The organism is Rothia sp. HMSC066G07 (assembly GCF_001814485.1).
Lineage (GTDB): Bacteria > Actinomycetota > Actinomycetes > Actinomycetales > Micrococcaceae > Rothia.
In genome coordinates this window covers 149,148-162,746 of record NZ_KV816924.1, presented here as the reverse complement: position 1 = coordinate 162,746, position 13,599 = coordinate 149,148, and the positions used below count along the sequence as shown (strand labels likewise).

Below are 13,599 nucleotides of genomic sequence, written 5' to 3'. Positions count from 1 at the left end.
TGAGAAGTGATGCCGCTTGAGGGGATAACCCCACCTATCGAAAGTAATTTCGATATATGCTATATTTGTTCTAATTAGTTCGAGTGAACATCCCGGAACCCAGGCAACCACACTCGCAGGGCAATCACATTCAAGGAGGCACCTCCCCATGATGGGCTATTCGCACACCGTCAGCGCCGCAGCTGGCTGGCTAGTGCTCGTCGAGACGGGAGTGGTGCAGGTTCCCGATACCCCCACCCTCATCGTGACCACCCTGGCGTGCGCCGGTGCGGGCATGCTCCCGGATATTGACCACCACAACGGCAGTATCGCCAACTCCATCCCACCCCTTTCACGCTGGGTAGCACGTATTGTCGGGGCGGTCAGCGGCGGACACCGCAAGGGAACGCACTCCATTTTGGGTCTGATAGCTTTCTGGGCGGTTGCCTATTTCAGTGCCAACCTGAGCTACAACGGAATCCCCTGGGCTTCACTGCTTCTTGCCGCATTCTCGGGCGGTCTAGCCTTGCGCGTGCTCGGCGCACCGGGTGGATGGATCGGTGCCGTCGCCCTCGGGTACGCCGCCTATACAACCGATTCGCTGGCGCTGCTCCCCTGGGCTATTTCAGTTGGCGCCACCATTCACCTGATTGGCGACCTGCTGACAACCCGCGGCCTGCTGCCCCTCTACCCCATTGTCATCAAGCCCCTGGTGGCATCCCCCCTATGGAAAAAGAGCGGCTACATGGCGCTGCCACTCCTGGGTGATGCCGGCAGCGTACGCGAGAAGGCACTCGTTCTAGCACTGACCGGGTACATCGCCTGGTACGCGGCAGCCATGATGGGCTTTACCGAATACCCCCTACAAATGTTCGGACTGGGTATTCACGCCGCATAACTAAATTCTCACTGAGGACAGCAAAGCGCCCCGTCACTTCCCTATGGAAGCGGCGGGGCGCTTTTCTAATCCTTATCCCGACCTATCGGGGTGAGAGATTAAGCGTCCTGGATGGGCCAGAAGACGTCAACCTCAACGTTCTCCTCACCGGAGGTGGGGTACTTCTCGAACTCAGTGTTGTGCATTGGCAGTTCTCCTTCGTGAGCGGGCGGGAATCTCTTCTCCCCCGCGCTAGCTCACCATCGGTAGTGAGCCCTAATGTTTCGCGTTTGCGTCCTCGCAGTGGCGGGAACAGTTACAAGTCTACGCCCCATGTATGTTGTGTTTCTACCATTTTTCCCACAATGTATGTAGAGACACATGAAAAATTCAAAAAGCCCACACAGACCCCCCGAAATATCGCCTGAGAGCTTTTCTTTCCCTCAGAAAAACCCACAAGGCAACATTATTTCCCGTCAAATACGCCGCAAGTTTCATGTGTCAGAACCCACAAATCACATGCACGGGAACGCAATTACACCACATATGATCAGAAAACAATACAACCCCACGGGTCAGGTCACATTTTTCCGCACTATTCGCGAGAAAAATACCGACAATATCTCCGCAACACATTTTCAGAACACAAAAAACACGCCCTGGACAATACACCCCGGCCAATACGCCACAAACAATACGCCCCGGACAATAAAACAACGCGCAATACACGTAAAGAGGCCCCGGCACCACACGGTACCGGAGCCTCCTCCATGCTTTGATGTCAGCGGATATTGCTTTAAGCCAGCGAAATCAGATCCTGGTAATCCTTCGACCATAGGTCCTCCACCGCATCCGGTAGAAGCAGCACACGCTCAGGATCCAGCGCCTCCACGGCACCCTCATCGTGAGAAACCATCACGATAGCGCCCTGGTACGCCTTCAACGCGTTCAGAATCTCCTCACGCGAGGCGGGGTCCAGGTTGTTGGTCGGCTCATCGAGCAGTAGCACATTCGCACTTGACGCCACCAGGGTCGCCAGGGACAGACGGGTCTTCTCACCGCCGGAAAGCACACCGGCAGGCTTATCCACGTCATCACCGGAGAACAGGAACGAACCCAGAATCGTGCGCACGCGGGTGTCATCCAGATCCGGCGCGGCAGACTTCATGTTCTCAAAGACAGTGCGGTCGCCATCAAGAATTTCGTGTTCCTGCGCAAAATAGCCCAGCTTCGCGCCGTGACCGTACACAACCTCACCCGTATCAGGCTCGGTGGAACCAGCCAGCATGCGCAGCAGAGTGGTCTTACCGGCACCGTTCAGGCCCAGCACCACCACTCGCGAACCGCGGTCAATCGCCAAATCAACGTCCGTGAAAATCTCCAGAGAGCCATAGGACTTCGACAGGCCCTGCGCAGAGAGCGGAGTCTTACCGCACGGCGCCGGATCCGGGAAGCGAATCGCCGCAACCTTATCGCTCTGACGCTCCTCCTCCAGGCCGCGCAGAAGCTTCTCAGCACGCTTAATCATCTGCTGAGCGGCAACAGCCTTCGTCGCCTTCGCGCGCATCTTATTCGCCTGCTCCATCAGAGCATTCGCCTTCTTCTGCGCATTCGCACGCTCACGCTTGCGGCGGTGCTCATCCTGCTCACGCTGAAGCAAGTAGTTCTTCCAGCCCATGTTGTACTGGTCAATCACGCAGCGGTTCGCGTCCAGGTAGAAGACGCGGTTGACGACCAGCTCCATCAGGTCAACATCGTGGCTAATGACCATCAGGCCGCCCGAGAAGTTCTTCAAGAAGTCACGCAGCCACATGATGGAGTCAGCATCCAGGTGGTTGGTCGGCTCGTCCAGCAGCATGGTGTCTGCATTGGAGAAGAGAATACGCGCCAGCTCCACGCGGCGACGCTGACCGCCCGACAGAGTGGACAGCGGTTGGGCGAGCACACGCTCCGGCAGGTCCAGGTTGGAGGTGATGACCGCCGCCTCCGACTCAGCCGCGTAGCCGCCGCCGGCAATGAACTCAGCCTCAAGACGGTCGTAGCGGCGCATACCCTTAGCGCGCACCGCCGGGTCCTCACTCGCCATATCGTCCTGCGCCTGACGCATCTTGCGCGCCACACCATCCAGGCCACGCGCCGAAAGGATGCGGTCACGCGCCAGCTGGCTCATGTCATCCACCTTCGGGTCCTGCGGAAGGTAGCCGATAGTGCCACTGCGGGTCACCGTGCCGTCAGCGGGCAGGGTCAGACCGGCAAGCACCTTAGTCATAGTGGTCTTACCAGCACCGTTGCGGCCCACCAGACCAATCTTGTCGCCCTTATCGATGCGGAAGGTGACCTCTTCCATGAGCAGGCGCGCGCCTGCACGCAATTCGAGGTTCTGTACAGCAATCATGGGTGCCTTTCCGGATGGCGGTCTGGTGTGTGGGTTGATAGTGCTCGGTAGGCGGGATTCGCTGGGTTAGAAGCGGCGAGCGCGCAGAGCACCTCATCAATTTTAGTGCAGGTGTGCCGAGTGCGCATGTGGGGCACCTTTTGTTTTTGTGGTGTGCGGTGTACTATACATACCGGACACCATTCATAGAACATTGTTCAAAACTGGGTTGTGACAAGCAGTCAACCACCGCCACCCTCAACTCTGTAGAAAAATCTGCAGAGCAATACGTATCAAAGGAGTACCACCCCAATGACCGATTCCGTGCGCGAATCAGCCCAGGAACCCCAGGCAACTCAGGCACCGCGCCGTAACGTAGCGGCAAAGACCTCCCTCGCCACCGATCTCTCCCTCATCGCAGTGTTCGCGGGCTTCATCGCCGCGCTCGCCATCATGCCCGCCGTCAGCTTGGGCGGCGTTGCGGTTCCCTTCACCTTCCAGACCCTCGGCATTTACATCACCGCACAGGTGCTCGGCGGCAAGCGTGCCACCGCCTCCGTGGCGCTGTACCTGCTGGTTGGTTTCGCTGGCCTGCCCATCTTCGCTAAGGGCGGCGCCGGTTTGGGTACGCTCGCCTCCCCGAGTGCCGGCTACCTGCTCGGCTTCCTGCCCTTCGCCGCTATTGCCGGTACCCTCGCATACCTGCTCACCCGCAACACCCGTTCGGTTGGCGCGACCTTCCTTATGGCTCTGGTCGCGAACTTCTGCGGTTTTGTGGTTCTGACCGCCTGCGGTATCGCCGGTATGATGGTGAACGCCCACATGACTTTTGACGCCGCGTTCAGCGCGGCAATGGTATTCGTTCCCTGGGATCTGGTGAAGTCCACAATCGCGGTTCTGGTTGGTTTGTCGGTACGCCGCGCCTTCCCGTCCCTGGCTTCTGCCCAGCGTTAAAAGCACACAATGTGCCACACGAGAGGATAGCTATGTTTTTTCGCCGCTCCACGCGCCAGCCTGCACCGCAGCAGGTGCAAGGCGAGCAGGCGGTGAGCGCCTCTACCAGCATGCCCGCCCTTGAGCTTGAATCGGTGAGTGTTTTCACCGAGCTGCCCGAAGGCGGGCATCGCCGTATCCTCAAGGATGTGAGCCTGCAGTTCACGGCGAAGCGCACCGCAGTGCTGGGTCTGAACGGTAGCGGCAAGTCCACCCTACTGGGGCTTTTCAATGGGCTCACCCACCCGGATGAAGGTATTGTGCGCGTGAACGGTGTCGACACTCTGGAGACACCGAGCCGCGGCTCGATGGGCGCTCGCGGTCATTCGCAGGGCGCTTTTGAGGGCGTGGGCATGCTCTTCGCCCAGCCGGAGGCGCAGCTGATTATGCCCACCGTTGCCGAAGATATTGACCTGAGTCTGCGCCGTGCCGCCACCGTTGAAGGTAGTGCCCTCAGCGGTGAGCAGCGCCTCGAACGAATTCGTGAACTGCTCCGCGAGCGCGGCCTCGAACATCTTGAAAACCAGAGCGTTTTCACCCTCTCAGGAGGCGAAAAGCAGCTGGTCGCTCTCACCAGCGTGCTGGCGGCGCGCCCGCAGATTCTTCTGCTCGATGAGCCGACCACCCTGCTGGATTTGCGCAATCGCGCGCGGCTACTCAAGCATTTGGAGTCGCTGGATCAGATGCTGGTGCTCAGCACGCACGACCTGGATTTGGCGGCGTCCTGCGATGAAGCCGTGATTATTCATGACGGGCATATGCTTGCTCAGGGGGATGCTGCGCAGCTGGTGCAGCAGTACCGCACGTGGTGTGCCGAGGGGTTCCCCAACGAGGGTGCGACCGAAGGTCTGGATTCGGCAGGAGGCGCGCATGGGCGCTAACACGCCGCGCGTGAATCCTCGCCCCGCCGGCCAGGGCTCGGATTTCATCCCCGGTACTCTGCTGGTGGGTTTCTACCAGCCGTTGAACACGCCGGTGCATCGGGCGCCGCTATGGTTCAAGGGCACGCTCTTCTTTGGGCTGTTTCTGCTGTTGGCGGTGACCGGCTGGCAGGTGGCGCTGGTGGCTTTGGTTGCCTCCACGTTCTGCGCGTTGTGGGCTGGTGTGCCCGCCTCCCAGCTGTGGCTGGTGGTTCGTACGCTGTCTCTGCTGCTACTGATTATGGTCGGCTATTACGTGTTTACGGGCCAGTACGCCTCCGGCGCGGATGCTATCGCGACTATGCTGACGGCTTTTTATGCGTCCCGCGCTCTGCTGGTGAGCACTCCCCTGCCGGTTCTGATTGATGGCTTTGTGAGGCTGTGTTCGCCGTTGCGTTTCGTGGGTCTTTCCCCAGAGCGTCTGGGTCTGCTGATTGCGTTGATGGTCCGGTCGATTCCGGCGCTCATGGACCGTTGGGGTGCGTTGCGCAGGGCGGCAGTGGCGCGTAACCTGCCCAAGCGCATGTATTGGCGGTTGCTGATTCCGTGGGTGGTGCAGGCGGTTGATTACGCGACGGCGACCGCTCGTGCTTTGCGGGCGCGACACGTGGACGAGCTGAAATAGCGCAGATACGCGAGAGGGGCGGAGTGAACCGTGTAGGTTCATCCCGCCCCTTCGTTTTAACTCGCCTAGCTAGGCTGGTTTAGGGCGTTTCAATGAGGAGCACCGCCGGGAGCTGCTCCCACCACAGGTACCAGTCGTGCTGACCGTAGAGCGCCTCCACGAGCTTGTCGAAGCCGCGGTAGACACGCACCGGCATCGCCGAGGAAACCATCGTGTGCTCGACCGCCAGGATTTCGGCGTCGCGGCGGGTTGTCACCGGCACCGGCGTGTAGAACTCGATAAAGTCTGAGGCGATAACAGCCGGGTAGGCGTCGTCGCGTTCAAACCAGTAGCGGGCAATGGACAGCATCGCCTCGGGGCTGGGACTGGAATCCCACCCGCCAAAGGGCAGGTAGGCGAACACCCCGGATGCGTCCCGCAGCGGCAGGTCCATGATGAGCAGTTCCGCGGCGCTGTCAATGTCGGTGGCCTTAACCTTCTCATTGATGATGCCGGCGGTCAGTTCGAAGGGGTACTCCGCTTTCAGGGGCGTGCCAATATCGTCTTCGCCGAGTTCGCCGTTCTCCATGAGGCGGCGGTAGGTCTGCAGGTAGGTGCTCTCGTTCAGGTGCCGGAACGCCTCGTGCGCGGCGACTTCTACACCGACTTGATCCAGGTAACGATGCTGGTCGGTGATGAGCTCGTGTGCGTACCGCTTGACGGTGTCGGCGGTGATGTCCTGCACTGGGGTTGAGGTACGCAGGGAGACGTTATTCTCAATGGTCCCGAGCAGGGTCGGGTCGAGGGCAACCACGATGGGGGTTGTTCCCCGGTTCTTGCCCTCGTAGAGGTGTTCGAGGTATCGCCGGTTAAGTTCGGCTCGTGGGGCGCCGTGGCGGATTCGCTCGTGTGGGTAGGGATACAAAGCGACGAAGCGCTCGTAGAGCTCTGCCATGGTGTTCTCCGATGTTTGGTTGCCCCCAGTTTATCGCGTATTTTCGCACAAAAATACGGGTTTTTGGATGTTTTATCAGGGCGCGGAGGGCGAGCATTTTTTTCGTTTGACGAGTGTGTATCGGTGTGTGCTAAACACGCTTAAACTGCCTTTGTGTTGGGCGGTTTGTGCACCTGTTTTCGCCAGAAAAAGTTAAGAAATTTTTCGCCACCATGTGAGATTTTGGGCGGGTTACGCCGGGCGGTACCAAAGGGTTCGGCGGACACTTTCGCGGAGGTGACGGGCGCCTCCAGCGAGGCTATCTTGAACCGCAGATACGAGGCAGAACGGGCACCAAACCCACCACTTCTTGGGGGAAAACACCCTGCATTCTTCTTCTGCGCGTCATATTTGACGTATTAAGGGTGTTTCGGGCGAGTTCCGCCACAGCCACCCCACAGCTGGCGTAGAGTGTTGGTACCAGCTACCACCCGTGCCGCGTTGGTGCGGAAAACGTCGCTGGGACCATCAACTCGCAGGAGTTCAAACCAACGGAGGTTCTCATGTCGAATAACTACTACAAAGAGATGGTTCGCCTGGCAGACAGCATCGCTGATAAGGCGCATGAGGGGCAGACTGACCGTAACGGCTGGCCCTATATCTCCCACCCTCGCCGTGTGGCTCTTGGGGTACGTAAGCTTGCGTGTGAGTTGGCTGCCGCCACTGACCCCGATGTGTCTTTGGAGGAGCTGAAGGCTGAAGCGCAGATCGTGGCGCTGCTGCATGACACGGTGGAGGATACCGGCGTTTCCCTCGCGTATCTGGCGCGTTATTTCTCGGCGCGTATTGTGGATGCGATTGATGCCTTGACCCGCCGCCCGGGTGAGTCGCGTGAGTCGTATCTGAGCCGGGTGCGTGTGAATGATTTGGCTCGTCTGGTGAAGCTTGCCGATATTGCGGATAATACTGACCCGCAGCGTTTGACGCTTCTGGAGGAGCCGACTCGTACCTGCCTCATGATCAAGTATGAGCACTCGCTGAAGCTGCTGCACCTGAACGATTAGGTTCAAGCTGACCATATAGAAGCCGCCCGGTATGGAATGTGTTCCATGCCGGGCGGCTTCTATGAATCATCTATTGAATTAGCTCAGGTGAGTGACTGCGTAGTCAGCCTCTTCCTCAGTGAAACCTTCAAAAGAAGAAGTCAGCTGAGAACGGATTGCTTCAGGAGACATGTTCATGGTCTTCTGGTAGCTCTTTGCCTTCTCCAGGGCGTTTGCGTTCCAGTCAGCCTTCATGTTGTCCACAGCGTACTGAGCAGCTTCAGGAGTGAACTTTTCAAATTCACTGGTGAGCTGGTTGTAGATACCCTGCTTGGACATGTGCATGGTGCGAGAATAAGACTCTGCCTTCTTCAAAGCAGACTTATATTCGCTGGGAACGCTGTTATCGTTCTGCTTTGAGTTGGACTCGCTCGTAGCCGCAGAGGAAGAATCACCGTTAGATTCCTGAGAAGCTTCAGCAACAGCAGAAGAATCAACAGCTGCAGAAGATGAAGAAGCGCTCGCACTCGTAGACTTGCTGGAGCCGCCGCCCATCATCGAAGCGCAACCGCCAAGAAGAACAAGAATAACGAGAGTGATAAACCACCAACGGAGGTAGAAAGGCTTCTTCTTAACGTAGACAGAACCGTCCGCGGCAATAATCTTTTGTGCCATGATTTCCTTTCGGCATCCTCAAGCAACCATTGCATAAGGAGCCTAAATATGATGTGAGTGTATGATTCACAAGGAAATATACTTGACCCCCCCCCATTGTCAAAGTGGCAAAAATTGGCGTTGCTCAGAACAAGCATTCACTGCTCGCATATCTGATATCGCATAAAAATACCCGCCCGGTGCCGAAGGCATACACCTTCCGCACCGGGCGGGTACTTTATTTGCGGTCAGGAGCTTAGATGTTGAAGCCCAGCGCGCGCATCATATCGCGGCCGTCCTCAGTAATACGCTCCGGGCCCCACGGCGGCATCCAAACCCAGTTCACACGCCAAGAATCAACCAGGTTCTCCAGGTTGCTCTGAACCTGCTCCTCAATAACCTCCTGCAGCGGGCATGCCGCGGTGGTCAGAGTCAGGTCCAGAATGAGGGTTCCATCCTCATCCCAGCGCAGACCGTAGAGCAGACCAAGGTCAACAATATTGACGCCGAGCTCCGGGTCAATGACCTCCTTGAGGGCTTCCTCAATTTCTTCCTGAGGAACACGAACCTGCACAGTCTCAGTCATAGTTCTATCTTTCTGTCAGAATCCGATAAGGAGAAGAAGCTTACTTCTTACCCACGTAAGAAACGTAGCCCTCTTCTTCCAGGCGGTCAGCCAGCTCGGGGCCGCCCTGGTCAACCATCTTGCCGTCCACGAACACGTGCACGAACTGCGGCTTGATGTAGCGCAGAATGCGGGTGTAGTGGGTAATTAGCATGACGCCCATGTCGTTCGCCTCGTGTGCACGGTTCACGCCCTCAGAAACGATCTTCAGTGCGTCAACGTCCAGACCGGAGTCGGTCTCGTCCAGGATGCCGAACTTGGGCTTGAGCAGCTCAAGCTGAAGAATCTCGTGGCGCTTCTTCTCACCACCGGAGAAGCCCTCATTCACGTTACGTGCGATGAAGTCGGGGTCAATCTCCAGGTTCTTCATGGCTTCCTTAACGTCCTTGGTCCAGGTACGCAGGGAGGGAGCCTTGCCGTCCACAGCGGTCTTTGCGGAGCGCAGGAAGTTCGACATGGTCACGCCGGGAATCTCAACCGGGTACTGCATTGCGAGGAAGAGGCCGGCGCGGGCACGCTCGTCAACGCTCATCTCGGTGATGTCCTGGCCGTCCAGCAGAATCTGGCCGGAATCAACCTGGTACTTGGGGTGGCCGGCGATGGTGGAAGCCAGGGTGGACTTACCGGAACCGTTGGGGCCCATGATGGCGTGAATCTCGCCCGAGTTGATGGTCAGGTTAACGCCCTTGAGGATGGGCTTGGTGGTTTCGTCATCGAGGATGACCGAGACGTGAAGGTCCTTGATTTCAAGAGTAGACATTGATTTCTCCTGGTAAAGCTTAGTTGTTGCTGAGGGCGAGCTCTGCCTCAAGGGCCTCGGTGAGCTGCTCTTCAAGTTCGGGAACACGAATCTGCTGAATGATCTCATTCAGGAAGCCGCGCACGACCAGACGGCGTGCCTCAGCCTCCGGGATACCGCGAGCCTGCAGGTACCACAGGTGCTGCTCATCGAGCTGGCCAGTGGTGGATGCGTGGCCGGCGCCCTCAATCAGGCCGGTCTCAATCTCCAGGTTCGGCACGGAGTCGGCGCGGGGGCCGACTTCCAGCAGCAGGTTACGGTTCAGCTCGTAGGTGTCGGTGCCTTCTGCATCCTTACCAATCAGAACGTCACCAACCCATACGGAGTGCGCACCCTTACCCTGCAGCGCGCCCTTGTAGGTCACGCGGGACTTGCAGTTGGGTACGGAGTGGTCCACGAACAGGCGGGACTCAATGTGCTGACCTGCGTCTACGAAGTACAGGCCGTACATTTCAGTCTCAGCGCCGGGAGCGGTGAACTTAGTGGAGGGGGTCACGCGCACCAGGTCGCCGCCGAGGGACACCACAACGTGCTTGAAGCGTGCGTTGCGGCCCAGCTTAGCGTAGTGTGCGGAGGCGTGGATTGCGTCGTCAGCCCACTGCTGCACGGAAACAACGTTCAGCTCAGCCTCGTCGTTCACCACGAACTCAACGTTCTGTGCCAGGACGGTGGAGCCGGTGTGGCGTAGAACCACGACAGCCTTCGAGAAGGGCTTAGCCTCAATCACGATGTGCTGCGCGGCTGCCTCGTTGCCGGTGCCGGTGATGTCGATTTCCACGTGCTCAGCCAGTTCAGCTTCGGCGGGGATGGTCACCACGGTTGCTTCGGTGAAGCTGGACCACGCGTTCGCTGCCACACGGTCCTCGGGGATACCTGCGGAGCCGATGCGTGCATCCTCACGGGAGACGGTCTCAACCTGAACCTGCTCGGGTGCAGTGATCTGCGGTGCCGGTGCGGTGCCGGTCAGCTTCTCCAGGTGCAGGCCACCCAGACGCTTCAGCGGGGTGAAGCGCCAGTCCTCTTCACGACCGGTCAGGGGCGCGAAGTCCTCCACGTTGTAGGAGGTCTTACGCTCTGCACGGGATGCTTCGAGTACCTTCTGGATGTTGTTCGGGTTGGAGCCCTGGTGGTGTGCCTCGGTGGCACGGTACAGGGTGTCATCGTGGGCGAACTCGGTGGCGAGCTTCTCGCCCTCCTGGTCCATGCCGGGGATGATCGGGGAGTGGTAACCCAGGGTTTCTTCGTTGGTCGGCATTAGCCCACAGATCCTTCCATCTGAAGTTCGATCAGGCGGTTCAGTTCGAGTGCGTACTCCATCGGCAGCTCGCGGGCGATAGGCTCAACGAAGCCGCGGACGATCATCGCCATTGCTTCTTCTTCGCTCAGGCCGCGCTGCATCAGGTAGAACAGCTGGTCCTCGGAGACGCGGGAAACGGTCGCCTCGTGACCCATGGTCACATCGTCCTCGCGGACATCCACGTAGGGGTAGGTGTCGGAGCGGGAGATGGTGTCCACCAGCAGTGCGTCACAGACCACGGAGGACTTGGAGTGCTTAGCACCCTCACGAACCTGAACCAGGCCACGGTACGCACTGCGGCCGCCGTTACGTGCCACGGACTTGGACACAATGGTCGAGGAGGTGTTCGGTGCAATGTGAACCATCTTCGAACCGGTGTCCTGGTGCTGACCCTCACCCGCGAATGCGATGGACAGGGTCTCACCCTTAGCGTGCTCGCCGACCATGTAAACAGCCGGGTACTTCTGGGTGACCTTCGAGCCGATGTTGCCGTCCACCCATTCCATGGTGGCGCCCTCGTGCGCAACCGCACGCTTGGTCACCAGGTTGTAGACGTTGTTCGACCAGTTCTGGATGGTGGTGTAGCGAACGCGTGCGTTCTTCTTCAGCACAATCTCAACCACTGCGGAGTGCAGGGAGTCGGACTTGTAGATGGGGGCGGTGCAGCCCTCAATGTAGTGAACGTAGGAGCCTTCGTCCGCGATGATCAGGGTGCGTTCGAACTGGCCCATGTTCTCGGTGTTAATGCGGAAGTACGCCTGCAGCGGGATCTCCACGTGGACTCCCGGGGGAACGTACACGAAGGAGCCACCGGACCATACGGCGGTGTTCAGCGCGGAGAACTTGTTGTCACCAATCGGGATGATGGAGCCGAAGTATTCCTTGAACAGTTCGGGGTATTCGCGCAGACCGGTGTCGGTGTCGACGAAGATCACGCCCTGCTGCTCCAGGTCCTCACGGATCTGGTGGTACACGACCTCAGACTCGTACTGTGCAGCCACACCCGCGACGAGGGAGTTACGCTCCGCCTCGGGAATGCCCAGGCGCTCGTAGGTGGTGCGGATGTCCTCGGGCAGTTCCTCCCAAGAGGTCGCCTGACCCTCGGTCGAACGCACGAAGTACTTGATGTTGTCGAAGTCAATTTCGGAAAGATCCGCGCCCCAGGTGGGCATGGGCTTACGCTCGAAGAACTTCAGCGCCTTCAGACGCATGTCCAGCATCCACTGGGGTTCGTTCTTCTTTGCAGAGATGTCGCGCACGACGTTCTCGTCCAGGCCGCGCTTTGCTACCTGGCCTGCTTCGTCGGAGTCTGCCCAACCGTACTCGTAGTTGCCAATGCCCTCGAGTTCGGGGTTCATCTCCAGGATCTCTGAAATGACGGTGTCGTTGGCGTTCTGCCCAACTTTCTCAGTCATTACGGCCTTTCTTCGATGGTTATTACATTTCTCGCCGCCACCTGCCGGTTGCAGGCGCGGTAGTTGAGGGGGCTGATGCCGCACTCAACCACAATGCGTGATGCGATGTGGTCGTGGGCGGGTTTCAGCGTGCGGGTTGCACCCTTGAGGGGTTCATCGGGGTGCGCCGCCGGGTACTGCGGTGATTGTTACGCGGAAGGTGCGGATTCTTCTGCGTTCTTCGCACTCTCGGCGGTGATACGGTTCAGGGGCACGTGTGTGGTACACACGTGAGCGCCCGAAGCCATGGTTGAAAGCCTACGGACATCAACGCCGAGCAGGTCAGAAATAATCCCGGTTTCCTGCTCGCAGAACACTTGGAAGTCTCCAGCAAGGTCGCGCACCGGGCAGTGACCCTGACAGAGCTGAATACTTGCAAGGAAATGCTCGGGAACGGTTCGTCCTGCAGGAGGTGCGGTGACCTGAGCGGTCGCCACGAAACCGTCCTTGCTCATTGCCTCTGCGAGCGCCTGCGCTCGGGCTGCCACATCGTCACCGGCGGCTTCTACGACGGGGCGGTAGCGGGCTTCCATGTCTGCGGCGCGGGCGGAGGCGAAAGCTTCGAGGGCTTCCTGGCCGACCGTGTCGCGGAGCATTTGCAGGGCATTGCGGGCAATGATTAGGTAGTCGTTGCCGAGGCGTTCGTGGCCCTGGGGGGCGATCACGTAGCGGCGGGCGGGTCGTCCAGCTCCGGCGCCGTGCTTTTTGATGGGTGCGACCTCGATCATGTTGTTGGATTCGAGGGCGTCGAGGTGGCGGCGTACCGCTGCGGGGGTGAGGCTGAGGAGCTCACCGAGGGTTGCTGCAGATACGGGGCCATTGTTAAGGACTTCGCGTAGGACGCGGTCCCTGGTGCGTTCTTCTGCCTCGGCTTTGCGCTTGGATGTGCGTGCCGCGGAGGACTTTGTACTGGAAGCACCAGTAGAGCCCGAGGCGGCAGTTCGGGTGCCGTTTCGGGTCTGCGCCTCGTTCATTGAGGCGCGCTGAGGGGTCTTATTCACGGAATACACAAATAAAGTATGTCCTAATTAGTTTTTCTTTGGCTA

Annotated in this window: 13 protein-coding genes; 5 read left to right on the top strand and 8 right to left on the bottom strand. The window is 58.8% G+C overall.

Annotated features, from left to right (window positions below; genetic code table 11):
* Positions 1-148: 148 nt before the first annotated feature.
* Positions 149-877 (top strand): metal-dependent hydrolase, encoded by a 729-nt coding sequence (locus tag HMPREF2971_RS04365; RefSeq protein WP_012903565.1) that lies wholly within the window; start codon positions 149-151, stop codon positions 875-877.
* Between the two features lie 775 nt (positions 878-1,652).
* On the opposite strand, the gene abc-f is transcribed toward HMPREF2971_RS04365, so the two are convergent.
* Positions 1,653-3,251, bottom strand: coding sequence for a ribosomal protection-like ABC-F family protein (gene abc-f, locus HMPREF2971_RS04360; RefSeq protein ID WP_070543479.1), 1,599 nt, complete (start codon positions 3,249-3,251; stop codon positions 1,653-1,655).
* A 291-nt stretch (positions 3,252-3,542) separates the two neighbouring features.
* On the opposite strand from abc-f, the gene HMPREF2971_RS04355 reads away from it, so the two are divergent.
* Genes HMPREF2971_RS04355 through HMPREF2971_RS04345 form a run of 3 tightly spaced genes read left to right on the top strand, consistent with a single transcriptional unit; the run spans position 3,543 to position 5,768 of the window.
* Positions 3,543-4,184, top strand: coding sequence for a biotin transporter BioY (locus tag HMPREF2971_RS04355; RefSeq protein WP_049347599.1), 642 nt, complete (start codon positions 3,543-3,545; stop codon positions 4,182-4,184).
* Between the two features lie 32 nt (positions 4,185-4,216).
* On the top strand, positions 4,217-5,104 hold the full coding sequence (locus HMPREF2971_RS04350) for an energy-coupling factor ABC transporter ATP-binding protein (RefSeq protein WP_070543477.1): 888 nt from the start codon (positions 4,217-4,219) through the stop codon (positions 5,102-5,104).
* On the top strand, positions 5,094-5,768 hold the full coding sequence (locus tag HMPREF2971_RS04345) for an energy-coupling factor transporter transmembrane component T family protein (RefSeq protein WP_070543475.1): 675 nt from the start codon (positions 5,094-5,096) through the stop codon (positions 5,766-5,768). The genes HMPREF2971_RS04350 and HMPREF2971_RS04345 overlap by 11 nt, the downstream gene beginning before the upstream one ends.
* A 79-nt stretch (positions 5,769-5,847) precedes the next feature.
* On the opposite strand, the gene HMPREF2971_RS04340 is transcribed toward HMPREF2971_RS04345, so the two are convergent.
* Positions 5,848-6,702 (bottom strand): DUF4253 domain-containing protein, encoded by an 855-nt coding sequence (locus tag HMPREF2971_RS04340; protein ID WP_049341268.1) that lies wholly within the window; start codon positions 6,700-6,702, stop codon positions 5,848-5,850.
* A gap of 542 nt (positions 6,703-7,244) precedes the next feature.
* On the opposite strand from HMPREF2971_RS04340, the gene HMPREF2971_RS04335 reads away from it, so the two are divergent.
* On the top strand, positions 7,245-7,745 hold the full coding sequence (locus HMPREF2971_RS04335; RefSeq protein WP_049358341.1) for an HD domain-containing protein: 501 nt from the start codon (positions 7,245-7,247) through the stop codon (positions 7,743-7,745).
* A 78-nt stretch (positions 7,746-7,823) separates the two neighbouring features.
* On the opposite strand, the gene HMPREF2971_RS04330 is transcribed toward HMPREF2971_RS04335, so the two are convergent.
* From HMPREF2971_RS04330 to HMPREF2971_RS04305, 6 genes are all read right to left on the bottom strand, one after another.
* Positions 7,824-8,399: an Ltp family lipoprotein gene (locus tag HMPREF2971_RS04330; protein ID WP_070691571.1), complete on the bottom strand. Its 576-nt coding sequence runs from the start codon at positions 8,397-8,399 to the stop codon at positions 7,824-7,826.
* Positions 8,400-8,634: 235 nt separating this feature from the next.
* Entirely contained in the window at positions 8,635-8,964 is a 330-nt protein-coding gene (locus HMPREF2971_RS04325) for a metal-sulfur cluster assembly factor (RefSeq protein ID WP_012903572.1), read from the bottom strand.
* A 40-nt stretch (positions 8,965-9,004) separates the two neighbouring features.
* Entirely contained in the window at positions 9,005-9,763 is a 759-nt protein-coding gene (gene sufC, locus HMPREF2971_RS04320; protein ID WP_049347000.1) for a Fe-S cluster assembly ATPase SufC, read from the bottom strand.
* 19 nt (positions 9,764-9,782) lie between these two features.
* Positions 9,783-11,057 carry a Fe-S cluster assembly protein SufD gene (sufD, locus tag HMPREF2971_RS04315; protein WP_049337646.1) on the bottom strand — a complete coding sequence of 425 codons (1,275 nt, stop codon included), beginning with the start codon at positions 11,055-11,057 and terminating at the stop codon, positions 9,783-9,785.
* Positions 11,057-12,514 (bottom strand): Fe-S cluster assembly protein SufB, encoded by a 1,458-nt coding sequence (gene sufB / locus HMPREF2971_RS04310; RefSeq protein WP_049337647.1) that lies wholly within the window; start codon positions 12,512-12,514, stop codon positions 11,057-11,059. The genes sufD and sufB overlap by 1 nt, the downstream gene beginning before the upstream one ends.
* 188 nt (positions 12,515-12,702) lie before the next feature.
* Positions 12,703-13,563 (bottom strand): helix-turn-helix transcriptional regulator, encoded by an 861-nt coding sequence (locus tag HMPREF2971_RS04305; RefSeq protein WP_070691569.1) that lies wholly within the window; start codon positions 13,561-13,563, stop codon positions 12,703-12,705.
* Positions 13,564-13,599 lie beyond the last annotated feature (36 nt).